We start from the raw sequence: 14,962 nt of genomic DNA on the forward strand, positions 1-14,962 counted from the left end.
TTTGCGAGGCGCTATTAACGCACTTGCGCTTCCACTTCCGCTTCAACGCGACGGTTGATGGCGCGGCCTTCCTCGGTGCTGTTGTCAGCAACCGGACGGGATTCGCCGTAGCCAACCGAGTTCACGCGGCTGCCTTCCACACCGTACTGGTTGACCAGCACATCACGAACGGCATTGGCGCGGCGCTCGGACAGACGCTGGTTGTACTGATCGGTACCGACCGAGTCCGTGTGACCTTCCACGGTGGTAGAGGTCTGCGGGTACTGCTGCATGAAGTCAGCCAGGTTCTGGATGTCGCTGTAGCTTTCCGGACGCACTTGAGCGCGGTCGAAGTCGAACTTCACGTCCAGCTCGACGCGGACCACTTCCGGAGCCGGCTCCGGCTCGGGAGCAGGCGCGGCGACAGGCATCGGAGCCGGTTCGGGAGTCGGCTCGGCGGCTGCGACCTGACGGGCACCACCACCGAAGTTCAGACCAACGCCCACGCCAGCCATCCACTCGCCTTCGTCGGCGTCGATGTTGTACATGCCGTCAACGCCGGCACGCGCATAGACGTTCTCGGTGAAGTAGTACTTCACGCCGGTACCGATGTTGGCGAAGGTGCTGCGGTCACGGCCGCTGCGAGTTGCCTGGCCAATGGTCTGATGAGCCACACCAGCGGAGACGTAGGGACGCAGACCAACACCCGGCTGACCGAAGTGGTACAGAGCGTCGAGGGAGGTCAGGCTGCCCTTGATGTCCTTGCGATGGCCGTCCGCCATACGGTCGTTGGAGTTGATGTCACCGTATTCGCCATAAGACAACGCCAGTTCGACATCGTCGGTCAGGAAGTAGCCGACGCTCGCACCGTACAGTTCGCCGTTCTCGATATCACGCGAGCTGTCAGTGAAGTAGTGCTTGCCGAAAGCTTCCACCTCGACAGCGCCCTGGCCCTGAGCCAGCGCGCTGAGGGAGGTGGCGGCAACCAGGGAGCCAATGACAACGCCTAAGGTGTTTTTCAGTTTCATCCGTAAATCCCCATCTGTGGTTGGTATCAGAACAATCTAAGGAAACCGGGTGTACCAAAGCCTGTTCGCTGAGTATCAGACAACTTTCCGTCTCTAAGTTTCGGCAAAGCCCGAAAATTTTTCCCGGAGTTTATCCAGCGCACGCTTGTAACGCATCTTCGTTGCACTAAGACCCATGTGCATGATATCGGCAATCTCCTGGAACTCCAGTTCGGCAACGAAGCGAAGTACCAGAATTTCCCTGTCGATGGGATTCACATGCACCAGCCAGCGGTCAAGACCGCCCTTCTCGTCGACTTTCGGCGCTTTCTCTTCCGAGGCTTCTTCGAGCGGGTCGAGACTCAGCGCGTCAAGTAAGCGCCGCTTTCGACGCTCTTTCCGATACTGGGTGATGCACTCGTTATAGGTGATGCTATAAAGCCACGTTTTGAACTTCGACTTGCCTTCGAAATTCTTCAGACCGTACAAGACTTTAAGCATTACCTCCTGACAGACATCATCAGCGTCTCGATCGTTACCCAGATAGCGCGCACATACATTGAATAGCGTGCGTTGATATCGCCGCATGAGCTCTTCATAAGCTCGCGTAATATGAAAAAGCTCGACGTGCGCGCGCTCCACCAGCTCTTCATCGGAAAGCTCGCGGGGGTCATAGCGCAACGATGGAGAATGGGTTTTAGTCAAGACGCTTGGAGCCGGCAGTCAGTATCATGGCCGCTACTCTGGGACCAGAAAAAAGGCGGCACACTTTAGCAGATATCGGACTATCAGTGGCTTCTGACTCTTTGCTCCAGCAGCGTTCTGTTAGCGACCGAAACGAGTTCGCCGTTATCGGTCAGCAATAGCGTCTTGACCGTACCGATCTCCTCGATCTGTCCTTCCACATCGGCGAGACCGATGCGCTGCCCCACCTCGTACAGCTCGCGAATGTAGATGCCGGCCAGGATCTGCGCGACCAGCTCGCGGCTCCCCAGGCCAAAGGCCAGGGCGACCGCCAGGCCCACCGAAATCAGCACGATGGCGATGACGTAGTTGAGCAGCTCGGTCTTCACCTCGAGCTGACCGATGGCCACCGAAATGCTGATGATGATGACCAGCCCCTGCGCCAGACGGGCCAGCCCGCCCGCATAGTCCAGCCCGACGCCTTCGGCAGCGCCACGCACGAGCCCGCTGACCAGCTGGGCCAGCAGCACGCCGGCGAGCAGGATCAGCGCGGCGCCGAACACTTTCGGGATGTACAGGGCGAGCACGTCGAGGGTCGACGAAACACGCTCCAGACCCAGCGATTCGGCCGCCGAGACCAGGAAGATGAGCAGCACGAACCAGTAGACGATCTTGCCGATCAGCGTCGAGACCGGCGCCCGGATTCCCACCCGCGCCAGCAGCTTGGTCAGGCCGGTGCCGGCCATCAGCCGATCGAGCCCGAGGCGCGCCAGCACCTTGGACAACAGCGTGTCGAGCAGCTTGGCGATGACAAAGCCCAGCACCACCACGATCAGAGCACCGAACAGGCGCGGAAGGAACGCCGCAACCGACGCCCACAGGGAGCTCATCGCAGACAACAGATTCTGGGTCCAGGGATCGAATTCCATGATCAATCAGCCTTATCAGTCGAACGGGTTGGCGAGTGGCGGCGCGAGACAGGCGCGATATGCGGCGATCCGCTGTTGAACGCGATCAGCAGGACCTGCAGCCAATGGCCCATCAGGCCGAACAGATCCCCTGCTCCGACCTGACGGTTAGCGGTTTTCAGTACGCGATCGAGACACGCATCGTCATCGTGGCTCGATGGCGTGTTGAGCATGTCGCGCAAGGATTTTTCAAACGGATCGTGCATGCGCACCTCGGGATATGTGTCGGCTAGACGCTGCAAACCGCCGACCGAGTCACATTCAAACCCAGCGCAAACGGCGCAGGATCCACCATTGAAACAGCGCAACGGCGCCGATCAGGCCGCAGGCCACGGCAAAACCGTAGGGAAACTCGGCGCCGGGAATGCCGCCGACGTTGATTCCCAGCAGCCCGGTGAAAAAACTCAGGGGCAGGAAGAAGGCGGTGATGATGCCGATCAGGTACATGGTCCGGTTCATCCGCTCGTTAAGCCGCCTTTGTTCGGACTCCAGCACCAGGCTCGCCCGTTCGCGGATCAGCTCCAGCTCCTCGACGAAACGAATCAGCCGGTTGCTGAGCTCGTTCCAGTCGGCACTGTCGTCGGCGTCGCGCCAGGACAGCGGTGTGCGGGTCAGCTGCGCATAAAGGTCGCGCTGAGGCAGCAGGAAGCGCCGGAGGCTGGCGGCACGCCGGCGCAGCGACAACACGCGCTCGTGCTCGGGCGTGTAACGCGAATCCTGCTCCAGGCGCTCCTCCTCGCTGTCGGTCGTTTCGCCGAGCTCGGCCACCAGGTCGTCGACCCGATCGGTCAGCGAGTCGGCCAGCGCCAGCAGCAACCGGGATGCGCTGTTCGGCCCCTGCCCGCCGGCCAGTTGCTCGATGACCAGCTCGGTGGCGCGCAAAGGCCTCAGCCGCAGGGAAACCACCATCCTGGCATTGGCGAACACGCGCAGCGATACCATGTCCTCGGGCTCGGCGCCGGGGTTGAGATTGACTCCACGCAGGAACAGGGCGAGCGCCTCGCCAGGCAGCGCGAGCATGCGCGGCCGGGTGTTTTCCTCGAGCAACACATCGCAGGCAAAAGTGCCGATCTCGTCTCGACTGCGCAGCCAGGCGACGGCCTCCGGGTGGCTGCGATCCAGGTGCACCCACAGCGTCTCGCCGTCCTCGAGCCGCAGCGACTCGAGCGAGGCATACGCCAGGCTGCGCGCGCCCCCTCGCCCGTCGAGCACCAGTGCGTGAATGAGCCCCCAGCGATCGTTGTCGTTCTGTTGCATCGGTATGGCGGTCCTGCTCATAAAAAGCCCGGCTTAGCCGGGCAGGAAAAACGGGCGGCAATGGCCGCAGGTCAATCGGGCATCTTCAGCGGCTCGGGCGACACCAGGATGCCGTTGTTGTCGGCATAGACGTATTCGCCTTGGCGGAAGGTGACGCCGCAAAAGGTGACGGGCACGTTCAGATCGCCCAGACCGCGCTTTTCGGACTTGCGCGGATGGGTCGCCAGCGCCTGGACACCGAGTTCGGTCTGGGCAATGACGTCCACGTCGCGAATGCAACCGTAGATGATGATGCCTTCCCAGCCGTTGCGCGCCGCCTTCTCGGCAAGCATGTCACCGAGCAGCGCGTGGCGCAGCGAACCGCCACCGTCGACGACCATCACCTTGCCGGTGCCGTCGAGCTCGACCTGCTCCTTGACCCTGGAATTGTCCTCGAAGCATTTCACCGTGACGATCTCGCCGCCGAACGAATCGCGGCCGCCGAAATTGCTGAACATCGGCTCTACCACTTGCACCAGATCGGGATAGGCATCGCACAGATCGGGGGTGACGTATTGCATGGGAAGCTCCTGTGGTTGAAAGCTCAGACTTCGACGCCGATTCGGTCGCCGTCGTAGGCCAGCGGATAGACCGCCAACGCGTGGCAGGTCGCATCAAGCGCCCGGCCAGTGGTGACATCGAACCTCGCACCATGGCGAGGACAGCGCAATACCGTGCCACTCAGGGTGGCGCGCGCCAACGGCGCGCCCTGGTGCGGACAGCGGTTTTCGATCAGCCGCGGCTGACCTTCGACCACGATCAGCAGCAACTGATGCCCCGCGACATCGAACACCCGTCGGTAATCGTCATCCAGGTTGAGTAACCGCTCGAGCGTCACGAACATGCGGACCTCCGCCAGACGAACCATGACCAGATGCGACGAGTTCGTCACATCTTAACGACCTATCGCTCCCGATGGAACGCGACGCTGTCCGGCTCCAGGCGCCAGGCATGAAAAAGGGCGGTTGCCCGCCCTTTTTCATCGTCGTCGCCTGGTCAGATCTCGGCGTCCGCCAGGAAGAACCAGGTATCGAGTACCGAGTCCGGGTTCAGCGACACGCTTTCGATGCCCTGCTCCATCAGCCATTTGGCCAGGTCCGGGTGATCGGAAGGGCCCTGTCCGCAGATGCCGATGTACTTGCCGGCCTTGTTGCAGGCCTGGATGGCGTTGGACAACAGCTTCTTGACCGCCGGGTTACGCTCGTCGAACAGGTGCGCGATGATGCCAGAGTCCCGGTCCAGGCCCAGGGTCAGCTGGGTCATGTCGTTGGAGCCGATGGAGAAACCATCGAAGTACTCGAGGAACTCGTCAGCCAGCAAGGCGTTGGACGGCAGCTCGCACATCATGATGACCTTCAGCCCGTTCTCGCCGCGCTTGAGCCCGTAGTGGCCGAGCAGGTCGACGACCTGAGAGGCCTCGCCCAGGGTGCGCACGAAGGGCACCATCAGCTCGACGTTGGTCAGCCCCATCTCGTCGCGGACCTTTTTCATCGCGCGGCACTCGAGTTCGAAGCAGTCGCGGAAGGAGTCGCTGATGTAGCGAGACGCGCCGCGGAAGCCGAGCATCGGGTTCTCTTCCTCGGGCTCGTACAGCTTGCCGCCGATGAGGTTGGCGTATTCGTTGGACTTGAAGTCCGACAGGCGAACGATGACCTTCTTCGGCCAGAACGCGGCGGCCAGGGTGCTGACGCCCTCGACCAGCTTGTCGACATAGAAGCTGACCGGGTCGGCGTAGCCGGCGATGCGCTTGTCCACGCTGCTCTTGACGTCGGTCGGCAGGCCTTCGTAGTTGAGCAGCGCCTTGGGATGCACGCCGATCATGCGGTTGATGATGAATTCCAGACGCGCCAGGCCAACGCCCTCGTTGGGCAACTGGGCGAAGTCGAACGCACGGTCGGGGTTGCCGACGTTCATCATGATCTTGAACGGCAGCTCGGGCATCGCATCGATCGAGTTCTTGCGAATGTCGAAGCCAAGCTCGCCCTCGAAGATCAGGCCGGTGTCGCCCTCGGCGCAGGATACCGTCACGGTCTGGCCATCCTTCAGCAGCTCGGTGGCGTTGCCGCAGCCCACCACCGCCGGAATGCCCAGCTCACGCGCGATGATCGCCGCATGGCAGGTACGCCCACCGCGGTTGGTGACGATGGCGCTGGCGCGTTTCATCACCGGCTCCCAGTCAGGGTCGGTCATGTCCGATACCAGCACGTCGCCCGGCTGGACCTTGTCCATCTCGGAGACGTCACGAATGATCTTGACCGGGCCTGCGCCGATGCGCTGGCCGATGGCGCGGCCTTCGACCAGAACCTTGCCCTTTTCCTTGAGCAGGTAGCGCTCCATGACGTTCGCGCTGCTGCGGCTCTTCACGGTCTCGGGACGCGCCTGGACGATGTAGAGCTTGCCGTCGTCGCCATCCTTCGCCCACTCGATGTCCATCGGGCGGCCGTAGTGCTTCTCGATGATCAGCGCCTGCCTGGCCAGGTTGGTGACTTCCTCGTCGGAGAGCGCGAAGCGCGCGCGATCGGCCTTGTCCACGTCGACAGTCTTGACCGACTTGCCGGCCTTGGCCTCGTCGCCGTAGATCATCTTGATCGCCTTGCTGCCCAGGTTGCGGCGCAGGATGGCCGGGCGACCGGCTTCGAGCGTCGGCTTGTGGACATAGAATTCGTCGGGGTTGACCGCACCCTGCACCACGGTTTCACCCAGGCCGTAGGCGCCGGTGATGAACACCACGTCGCGGAAGCCCGATTCGGTGTCGAGGGTGAACATCACGCCGGCGGTACCGGTTTCCGAACGCACCATGCGCTGCACGCCGGCGGACAGGGCGACCAGCTTGTGGTCGAAGCCCTGGTGTACGCGGTAGGCGATGGCGCGGTCGTTGAACAGCGAGGCGAAAACCTCCTTGGCCGCGCGGATGACGTTATCGACGCCACGGATGTTGAGGAAGGTTTCCTGCTGACCGGCGAAGGACGCATCGGGCAGGTCTTCGGCGGTCGCCGAGGAGCGCACGGCGACGGCCATGTTGTCGTTGCCGCCGGCCATCTCGGCGAAGGCGGTACGGATATCGGCGTCCAGTTGCGCCGGGAATTGGGCCTCCATCACCCACTGCCGGATCTGCGCGCCGGCCTTGGCCAGGGCGTTGACGTCGTCGACGTCCAGGGCATCGAGGGTGGCATGGATGCGATCGTTCAGACCGCTCTGTTCGAGAAAGTCGCGATAGGCCTGGGCAGTGGTCGCGAAACCACCTGGCACCGAAACGCCGGCTCCTGCCAGATTGCTGATCATCTCGCCGAGGGATGCGTTCTTGCCCCCCACTCGCTCAACATCGTGATTGCCGAGCTTATCGAGGGAAACTACGTACTCTACCAAGGTGATCTCTCCACTGTTTGTTGGAAGACTCGGGCGCACCTGCGCCGCGTTAGTGTGGCCTGGCTGTGTGAAATAAGTAACAATGCCCGCCAGTCTGCGCTCGGCGAAACGGGCCTTACTATAGCCAAGAACGGTTCTCGACTTAAGGCCCAAGGTGCAATGAAACGAACAGCTTTCTTCATCTCCGACGGCACTGGCATTACCGCGGAAACGCTGGGCCAGAGCCTGCTCGCCCAATTCGAGAACATCACCTTCACCAAACTGACGCGTCCGTACATCGATACGGCGGACAAAGCGCGGGCGATGGTGCAGCAGATCAATACGGCGGCCGACAGGGACGGCGCCCGCCCAATCATTTTCGATACGCTGGTGAACCAGGAAATCCGGGACATTCTGGCCGAATCCAATGGCTTCATGATCGACATCTTTTCTTCATTCCTTGCTCCCCTGGAACATGAACTGATGTCACATTCCTCCTACTCCGTAGGCAAATCCCATTCCATCAGCCACAACGCCAACTACATGGAGCGCATCGAGGCGGTCAACTTCGCCCTCGATAACGACGACGGCGCGCGCACCCACTATTACGACAAGGCCGACCTGATCCTGGTGGGCGTGTCCCGCTGCGGCAAGACACCGACCTGTCTGTACATGGCCATGCAGTTCGGCATTCGTGCCGCCAACTACCCGCTCACCGAAGACGACATGGAGCGCTTGCAACTGCCGGCGGCGCTGAAAAAGCACCAGGACAAGCTGTTCGGCTTGACCATCGACCCCGACCGGCTCACCGCGATCCGCAACGAGCGCAAGCCCAACAGCCGCTACGCCAGCTTCGCCCAGTGCGAATTCGAGGTCCGCGAGGTCGAGGCGCTGTTCCGTCGCGAGAACATCGCCTTCATCAATTCGACGCATTTCTCGGTGGAGGAAATCTCCGCGAAAATCCTCGTGGAAAAAGGCGTCGAGCGTCGTCTCAAATAACCACCGCCTTCGTAGACCGCACAAATGCGGCTTGGTGCCGACACTTTGTTACAAAAGCCGGGACCAATTGCCGCAGGCGGCCCTCAGATCACGAACAGATCGACGAAACGATGCACCGGCGTCGCCTCCAGCGTGGCCTGATCGTGGCATAGCGAGATGATCCGCTCGCACCGCTGAGCGGGGAAACGCGTCGCCAGGTTGCTGGCGAACTTGCGCTCCAGCAGCGGGATACCCTCCGCACGGCGGCGGCGATGGCCGATCGGATACTCCACCGCCACCTGCCCGGTACAGGTCCCGTCGTCGAAGAACACCTGGATCGCGTTGGCAATGGAGCGTTTGTCGGGCTCCAGGTATTCGCGGCTGTAGCGCTCGTCTTCTACCACCTCCATCTTGTTGCGCAGCTGGTCGATCAGTGGGTGCTCGGCATGGAAGGCATCCTCGTAATGCTCGGCCGTCAGATCGCCATAGAGCAAGGGCACCGCCACCATGTACTGCAGGCAGTGATCGCGGTCGGCCGCGTTGGCCAGCGGGCCGACCTTCGAAATGATGCGGATCGCCGACTCGTGGGTGGTTATGACGATCCGCTCGATGCGATCGAACCGCTCACGCACCTGCGGGTGCAGGATGACGGCGGCCTCGGCGGCGGTCTGGGCGTGGAACTCGGCGGGAAAGCTGATCTTGAACAGCACGTGCTCCATGACGTACGAGCCGTACGGCTGGGGCAGACGGAACTGCCGCAGCGCCGCTGGCTTGGTGGCCAGATCCTTGTTGGTGTGGCTGAACAGCACGTCGTAGAAGCCCCATTGCGGTGCGCTGAGCGCGCCGGGAATGCCCATTTCGCCCCGCAGGGCGATATCGGCCAGGCGCACCGCTCGGCTGGTCGCATCACCCGCCGCCCAGGATTTGCGTGACCCCGCATTGGGCGCATGGCGGTAGGTGCGCAGCGCCTGGCCATCGACGATGGCGTGGGAGAGCGCCGACAGGAGCTGCTCGCGGCTCGCCCCCATCAGCTTCGCGGTAACGGCGGTGGACGCCAGCTTGACCAGGAAGACGTGGTCGAGCCCGACGCGGTTGAAAGCGTTCTCGAGCGCCAGCACGCCCTGGATCTCGTGCGCCATGACCATCGCGTCGAGCACGGTACGCATGGTCAATGGCGCCTCGCCATTGGCCACACGCCTTTGCGACAGGTGATCGGCCACCGCCAGGATGCCGCCGAGGTTGTCCGACGGATGCCCCCATTCGGCGGCCAGCCAGGTGTCGTTGTAGTCCAGCCAGCGGACGATGCAGCCGATGTCCCATGCCGCCTTGACCGGATCGAGCCGGAAGCTGGTGCCTGGCACCCGCGCGCCGTGGGGCACCAGAGTGCCCTCCACCAGCGGCCCGAGGTGCTTGGTGCATTCGGGAAAACGCAGCGCCAGCAGGCCGCAACCCAGGGTGTCCATCAGGCAGTTGCGGGCGGTATCCAAGGCCTCGGGCGATTCGACGCGGTAGCTCAGTACGTAATCGGCGATGTCCTGGATCACCGGGTCGTAATCGGGACGCTCGTTGAGATCGACATTGGCGCTCATGCTTCTCACCTCATCGGCTGATGGCAAAAATGATGGCGCGGCCGCTGGCTCCGGTCAGAACGCGTCGCCCGGGACGCGTACCCAGCCCTCCATCAGCACCCGCGCGCTGCGGCTCATGAGCGCCTTGGTCACCTGCCACTGGCCGTCCACCTGGCGCGCTTCGGCGCCGACGCGCAGTACGCCCGAGGGGTGACCGAAACGCACCGCGCTGCGTTCGCCGCCACCGGCGGCGAGGTTGACCAGGGTGCCGGGAATCGCGGCCGCCGTGCCGATGGCCACGGCGGCGGTGCCCATCATGGCGTGGTGCAGCTTGCCCATCGACAGCGCGCGCACCAGTAGATCGACATCCTCGACGGCGACGTTTCGGCCGCTGGACGACAGGTAGCCGACCGGCGGCGCAACGAAGGCGACCTTGGGTGTGTGCTGGCGTCTGGCGGCCTCGTCCAGCGACGCGATGAGGCCCATGCGCAGCGCCCCGTGGGCACGGATGGTCTCGAACCTGAGCAGGGCCGCCGGGTCGCCATTGATGGCCTCCTGCAGCTCGGTGCCGGTGTAACCGAGGGCCTCGGCTTCGAGGAAGATGGTCGGGATACCCGCATTGATCAGCGTCGCGCGAAGCGTGCCGATGCCGGGCACGTCGAGTTCATCGACCAGGTTGCCGGTCGGGAACATGGCACCGCCGCCCTCGCCGTCTCCCTCGTCGGCGGGATCGAGGAACTCCAGTTGGACCTCCGCCGCGGGAAAGGTCACCCCGTCCAGCTCGAAGTCGCCGGTCTCCTGCACCTGCCCTTCGACGATCGGCACCTGCGCGACGATGGTCTTGCCGATATTGGCCTGCCAGATGCGCACCGTGCACACACCGTTGCGCGGAACCCGCTCGGCGTCGACCAGCCCGGCGGCGATGGCGAACGGCCCGACGGCCGACGACAGGTTGCCGCAGTTGCCGCTCCAGTCGACGAAGGCCGCGTCGATCGAGACCTGGCCGAAGAGGTAATCGACGTCGTGGCCTGGCCGGCTGCTGCGTGAAACGATCACCGTCTTGCTGGTGCTGGACGTCGCCCCGCCCATGCCATCGATCTGCTTGCCATAGGGATCGGGGCTGCCGATCACCCTCAGCAACAGTGCGTCGCGGGCCAGGCCCGGCGCGCGCGCGCGCTCGGGCAGGTCTTCGAGGCGGAAGAACACGCCCTTGCTGGTACCGCCACGCATGTAGGTGGCGGGGATTCGAATCTGCGGTACGGCGGCCATCTCGGTCTCCTTGAAGGGTCTGCCTATACAGCGGCCGAGCGCGCGGCGGCGGTGGCCTCTACGGAGGATTCCAGGAAGTCCTGGGCAAAGCGCTGCAGCACCCCACCGGCCTCATAGATGGAAACCTCTTCGGCGGTATCGAGGCGGCAGATCACCGGTACCTCGACGCGCTCGCCGCTGCGCCGGGTGATGACCAGCGTCAGCGTCGCGCGCGGGGTGCGCTCGCCCAGCACGTCGTAGGTCTCGCTGCCGTCGATGCCGAGGGTCAGGCGCGTCATTCCCGGCTCGAACTCCAGCGGAAGAACGCCCATGCCGATCAGGTTGGTGCGGTGAATGCGCTCGAACCCCTCGGCCACGATGGCTTCGACGCCGGCCAGCCGCACGCCCTTGGCCGCCCAGTCGCGGGACGAGCCCTGCCCGTAGTCGGCGCCGGCGATGATGATCAGCGGCTGCTTGCGCTGCATGTACAGCTCGATGGCCTCCCACATGCGCATGACGGTTCCGTCGGGCTCGACGCGGGTCAGCGAACCCTGCTTCACCTGGCCGTCCACCACCGCCATCTCGTTGATCAACTGGGGGTTGGCGAAGGTCGCGCGCTGGGCGGTCAGGTGATCGCCGCGATGGGTCGCGTAGGAATTGAAGTCCTCTTCGGGCAGGCCCATCTTCGCCAGGTATTCGCCCGCCGCGCTGTTGGCGAGGATGGCATTGGACGGCGACAGGTGGTCGGTGGTGATGTTGTCCGGCAGCACCGCCAGCGGACGCATGCCGGTGAGGCTGCGCGCCCCGGCCAGCGCGCCTTCCCAATAGGGCGGACGGCGGATGTAGGTGCTCATCGGGCGCCATTCGTAGAGCGGGCTGACCGCGGGCCCGGTGTCTTCCTGAATGGCGAACATCGGGATGTAGACGCTGCGGTACTGCTCGGGCTTGACCGACGCGCGGACCACGGCATCGATCTCCTCGTCGCTCGGCCAGATATCCTTCAGGCGGATCTCACGACCTTCGGCGTCCAGCCCCAGCACGTCCTTTTCGATGTCGAAGCGGATGGTGCCGGCGATCGCATAGGCCACCACCAGCGGCGGCGATGCCAGGAAGGCCTGCTTGGCGTAGGGATGGATGCGCCCGTCGAAGTTGCGGTTGCCCGACAGCACGGCGGTGGCATAGAGATCGCGCTCGATGATTTCCTGCTGGATCGCCGGGTCCAGCGCACCGGACATGCCGTTGCAGGTGGTGCAGGCGAAGGCCACCACGCCGAAACCGAGGCGTTCGAGTTCCGGCAGCAGGCCGCCCTCCTGCAGGTAGAGCGCGACGGTCTTGGAGCCCGGCGCCAGCGAGGACTTCACCCAGGGTTTGCGCTGGAGGCCCAGGCGGTTGGCGTTACGCGCCAGCAGGCCGGCGGCGATCATGTTGCGCGGGTTGTTGGTGTTGGTGCAGCTGGTGATGGCGGCGATGATCACCGCGCCATCGGGCATCAGCCCCGGCTGCTGCTCGACCGGCCCGGCGATGCCCCGCGCGGCGAGTTCGGAAACCGGCAGGCGTCGGTGCGGGTTCGAGGGGCCGGCCAGGGTACGCACGACGCTGGAAAGGTCGAAGTGCAGCACGCGCTCGTATTCGGCGCTGGCGAGGCTGTCGCCCCACAGCCCGGTTTCGCGCGCATAGGTTTCGACCAGCCGCACCTGCTCGTCCTCGCGTCCGGTCAGGCGAAGGTAATCGATGGTCTGCTGGTCGATGTAGAACATCGCCGCCGTCGCGCCGAATTCGGGCGCCATGTTGGCGATGGTGGCGCGGTCACCCAGGGTCAGGTTGGCGGTGCCCTCGCCGAAGAATTCCAGGTAGGCGCCCACCACCCTAGACTGGCGAAGGAATTCGGTCAGCGAAAGCACGATGTCGGTGGCGGTGATGCCGGGCCCCGGCTTGCCGGTGAGCTCGACCCCGACGATGTCCGGCAGGCGCATCCAGGAGGCCCGGCCCAGCATCACGCTCTCGGCCTCCAGGCCACCGACGCCGACGGCGATCACCCCCAGCGCATCGACCATCGGCGTGTGCGAGTCGGTGCCCACCAGGGTGTCGGGGAAGGCCACGCCGTCGCGCGCCTGGATCACCGGACTCATCCGCTCCAGGTTGATCTGGTGCAGGATGCCGTTGCCCGGCGGAATCACGTCGATGTTCTTGAAGGCCTTCTTGGTCCAGTTGATGAAGTGGAAGCGGTCCTCGTTGCGACGGTCTTCGATGGCGCGGTTCTTGGCGAAGGCGTCCGGATCGAAACCGCCGCACTCCACCGCCAGCGAGTGGTCGACGATCAGTTGCGTCGGCACCACTGGGTTGACCATCGCCGGGTCCCCGCCCTGCTCGGCGATCGCGTCGCGCAGGCCGGCCAGATCCACCAGCGCGGTCTGGCCGAGAATGTCGTGGCAGACCACCCGCGCAGGGAACCAGGGGAAGTCCAGGTCCCGCCGGCGCTCGATCAGCTGTCCGAGCGAGGCGTCGAGGGTCTCGGGATCGCAGCGGCGGACCAGATTCTCGGCCAGCACGCGGGAGGTATAGGGCAGTTTCGCGTAGGCGCCTGGCGCGATGGCCTCGACCGCTTCGCGGGCATCGAAATAATCCAGCCGGCTGCCCGGCAGCGGCTTGCGGTGTGCAGTGTTCATGCTCAGGACTCGATCACAAGATGGCCTATGAAATGACGGGCGCCGTCTGCGCGGCGCCCCGGGCGTTCAGCGCTGGTCGATGGCGACGAAGGGACGCTGCTCGACTCCGGTGTATTCCGCGCTCGGACGGATGATGCGGTTGTTGGCGCGCTGCTCGAAGACGTGCGCGCACCAGCCGGACACCCGCGAGCAGACGAAGATCGGGGTGAACAGCTCGGTCGGGATGCCCATGAAGTGGTACGCCGAGGCATGGTAGAAATCGGCGTTGGGGAACAGCTTCTTCTCCTCCCACATGGTCTTGTCGATGGCCTCGGATACGGCATACAGCCGCGTATCGCCCACCTCGTCGGCGAGCTTCTTCGCCCAGGCCTTGATCACTTCGTTGCGCGGGTCCGAGTCCTTGTAGATGGCATGGCCGAAACCCATGATCTTGTCCTTGCGCTCGAGCATCTTCAGCAACTCGGCGCGCGCCTGCTCGGGCGAGTCGAAACGCTCGATCAGCGCCATGGCCGCCTCGTTGGCCCCGCCATGCAGCGGGCCGCGCAGCGAACCGATCGCCGCGGTCACGCAGGAATACAGGTCCGACAGGGTCGAGGCGCAGACCCGCGCGGTGAAGGTCGAGGCGTTGAATTCATGTTCGGCGTAGAGGATCAGCGAAACGTTCATCACCCGGACATGCAGTTCGCTGGGCGCCTTGCCGTGCAGCAGCGCGAGAAAATGCCCGCCGATGCTCGCCTCGTCGCTGTCGCATTCGATTCGCACGCCCTGATGGGAGAAGCGATACCAGTAGGTCATGATCCCCGGCAGCGCGCCCAGCAGGCGATCGGCCTTGTCCTGCTGCTGCTCGAAGCCGGTTTCCGGCTCCAGGTTACCCAGCATCGAGGCACCGGTGCGCATCACGTCCATCGGGTGCGCCGAGGCGGGAATCCGTTCGAGCACTTCCTTGAGCGCCTGCGGCAACTCGCGAAAGCCCTTGAGCCTCGCGCGGTAATCGGCGAGCTGGGTCCGATCGGGCAGCTCGCCGTACAGCAGCAGATAGGCGACTTCCTCGAAATCGGCCCCGGCGGCCAGTTCCCGTACGTCGTAGCCCCGGTAGGTCAGCCCCGCACCGGTCTTGCCCACGGTGCACAGCGCCGTCTGTCCCGCGACCTGACCCCTGAGGCCCGCGCCGCTCAATACCTTTGCTTCAGCCATCGCACTCTCCTTTATTGGATTTATTCTTC

At 64.0% G+C, this 14,962-nt stretch carries 13 protein-coding genes; 1 reads left to right on the top strand and 12 read right to left on the bottom strand.

What is annotated here, in order from left to right:
• Positions 1-14: 14 nt before the first annotated feature.
• From DN824_RS06195 to ppsA, 8 genes are all read right to left on the bottom strand, one after another.
• A complete protein-coding gene (locus tag DN824_RS06195) occupies positions 15-1,007 on the bottom strand; it encodes an OmpA family protein (protein ID WP_138407475.1) in 993 nt (330 codons plus the stop codon).
• 93 nt (positions 1,008-1,100) lie between these two features.
• Positions 1,101-1,691, bottom strand: a complete 591-nt coding sequence (gene sigX / locus DN824_RS06200; RefSeq protein ID WP_138407476.1) for an RNA polymerase sigma factor SigX — start codon at positions 1,689-1,691, stop codon at positions 1,101-1,103.
• Positions 1,692-1,774: 83 nt separating this feature from the next.
• Positions 1,775-2,599: a mechanosensitive ion channel family protein gene (locus DN824_RS06205; RefSeq protein ID WP_138407477.1), complete on the bottom strand. Its 825-nt coding sequence runs from the start codon at positions 2,597-2,599 to the stop codon at positions 1,775-1,777.
• Between the two features lie 2 nt (positions 2,600-2,601).
• Positions 2,602-2,844: a CrfX protein gene (locus DN824_RS06210; protein WP_138407478.1), complete on the bottom strand. Its 243-nt coding sequence runs from the start codon at positions 2,842-2,844 to the stop codon at positions 2,602-2,604.
• A 55-nt stretch (positions 2,845-2,899) separates the two neighbouring features.
• Entirely contained in the window at positions 2,900-3,895 is a 996-nt protein-coding gene (locus DN824_RS06215; RefSeq protein WP_138407479.1) for a CorA family divalent cation transporter, read from the bottom strand.
• 71 nt (positions 3,896-3,966) lie between these two features.
• Positions 3,967-4,455, bottom strand: a complete 489-nt coding sequence (rraA, locus tag DN824_RS06220; RefSeq protein ID WP_138407480.1) for a ribonuclease E activity regulator RraA — start codon at positions 4,453-4,455, stop codon at positions 3,967-3,969.
• A 23-nt stretch (positions 4,456-4,478) separates the two neighbouring features.
• A complete protein-coding gene (locus tag DN824_RS06225) occupies positions 4,479-4,778 on the bottom strand; it encodes a Rieske (2Fe-2S) protein (protein ID WP_138407481.1) in 300 nt (99 codons plus the stop codon).
• Between the two features lie 152 nt (positions 4,779-4,930).
• Positions 4,931-7,246 (bottom strand): phosphoenolpyruvate synthase, encoded by a 2,316-nt coding sequence (gene ppsA, locus DN824_RS06230; RefSeq protein ID WP_349749568.1) that lies wholly within the window; start codon positions 7,244-7,246, stop codon positions 4,931-4,933.
• 213 nt (positions 7,247-7,459) lie between these two features.
• Between ppsA and ppsR the strand changes: the two genes are divergently transcribed.
• Positions 7,460-8,278 (top strand): posphoenolpyruvate synthetase regulatory kinase/phosphorylase PpsR, encoded by an 819-nt coding sequence (gene ppsR / locus DN824_RS06235; protein WP_138407571.1) that lies wholly within the window; start codon positions 7,460-7,462, stop codon positions 8,276-8,278.
• A gap of 83 nt (positions 8,279-8,361) precedes the next feature.
• On the opposite strand, the gene prpD is transcribed toward ppsR, so the two are convergent.
• From prpD to prpC, 4 genes are all read right to left on the bottom strand, one after another.
• The gene (gene prpD, locus DN824_RS06240; RefSeq protein ID WP_138407483.1) at positions 8,362-9,846 is read right to left on the bottom strand and encodes a 2-methylcitrate dehydratase; all 1,485 of its coding nucleotides are present in this window, start codon (positions 9,844-9,846) and stop codon (positions 8,362-8,364) included.
• Between the two features lie 54 nt (positions 9,847-9,900).
• Entirely contained in the window at positions 9,901-11,094 is a 1,194-nt protein-coding gene (gene prpF / locus DN824_RS06245) for a 2-methylaconitate cis-trans isomerase PrpF (protein ID WP_138407484.1), read from the bottom strand.
• Between the two features lie 23 nt (positions 11,095-11,117).
• Positions 11,118-13,739, bottom strand: a complete 2,622-nt coding sequence (gene acnD, locus DN824_RS06250) for a Fe/S-dependent 2-methylisocitrate dehydratase AcnD (RefSeq protein ID WP_138407485.1) — start codon at positions 13,737-13,739, stop codon at positions 11,118-11,120.
• Positions 13,740-13,805: 66 nt separating this feature from the next.
• Entirely contained in the window at positions 13,806-14,933 is a 1,128-nt protein-coding gene (gene prpC, locus DN824_RS06255) for a bifunctional 2-methylcitrate synthase/citrate synthase (RefSeq protein ID WP_138407486.1), read from the bottom strand.
• Between the last annotated feature and the right edge of the window lie 29 nt (positions 14,934-14,962).

Origin of the sequence: Stutzerimonas nosocomialis (genome assembly GCF_005876855.1) — a bacterium.
GTDB lineage: Bacteria > Pseudomonadota > Gammaproteobacteria > Pseudomonadales > Pseudomonadaceae > Stutzerimonas > Stutzerimonas nosocomialis.

Bases quoted from the DNA above. Each gene is read 5' to 3' on its own strand.
- DN824_RS06195 (WP_138407475.1), bottom strand. From the start codon at position 1,007: ATGAAACTGAAAAACACCTTAGGCGTTGTCATTGGCTCCCTGGTTGCC.
- DN824_RS06205 (WP_138407477.1), bottom strand. From the start codon at position 2,599: ATGGAATTCGATCCCTGGACCCAGAATCTGTTGTCTGCGATGAGCTCC.
- DN824_RS06210 (WP_138407478.1), bottom strand. From the start codon at position 2,844: ATGCACGATCCGTTTGAAAAATCCTTGCGCGACATGCTCAACACGCCA.
- DN824_RS06215 (WP_138407479.1), bottom strand. From the start codon at position 3,895: ATGCAACAGAACGACAACGATCGCTGGGGGCTCATTCACGCACTGGTG.
- rraA (WP_138407480.1), bottom strand. From the start codon at position 4,455: ATGCAATACGTCACCCCCGATCTGTGCGATGCCTATCCCGATCTGGTG.
- DN824_RS06225 (WP_138407481.1), bottom strand. From the start codon at position 4,778: ATGTTCGTGACGCTCGAGCGGTTACTCAACCTGGATGACGATTACCGA.
- ppsR (WP_138407571.1), top strand. From the start codon at position 7,460: ATGAAACGAACAGCTTTCTTCATCTCCGACGGCACTGGCATTACCGCG.
- prpD (WP_138407483.1), bottom strand. From the start codon at position 9,846: ATGAGCGCCAATGTCGATCTCAACGAGCGTCCCGATTACGACCCGGTG.
- prpF (WP_138407484.1), bottom strand. From the start codon at position 11,094: ATGGCCGCCGTACCGCAGATTCGAATCCCCGCCACCTACATGCGTGGC.
- acnD (WP_138407485.1), bottom strand. From the start codon at position 13,739: ATGAACACTGCACACCGCAAGCCGCTGCCGGGCAGCCGGCTGGATTAT.
- prpC (WP_138407486.1), bottom strand. From the start codon at position 14,933: ATGGCTGAAGCAAAGGTATTGAGCGGCGCGGGCCTCAGGGGTCAGGTC.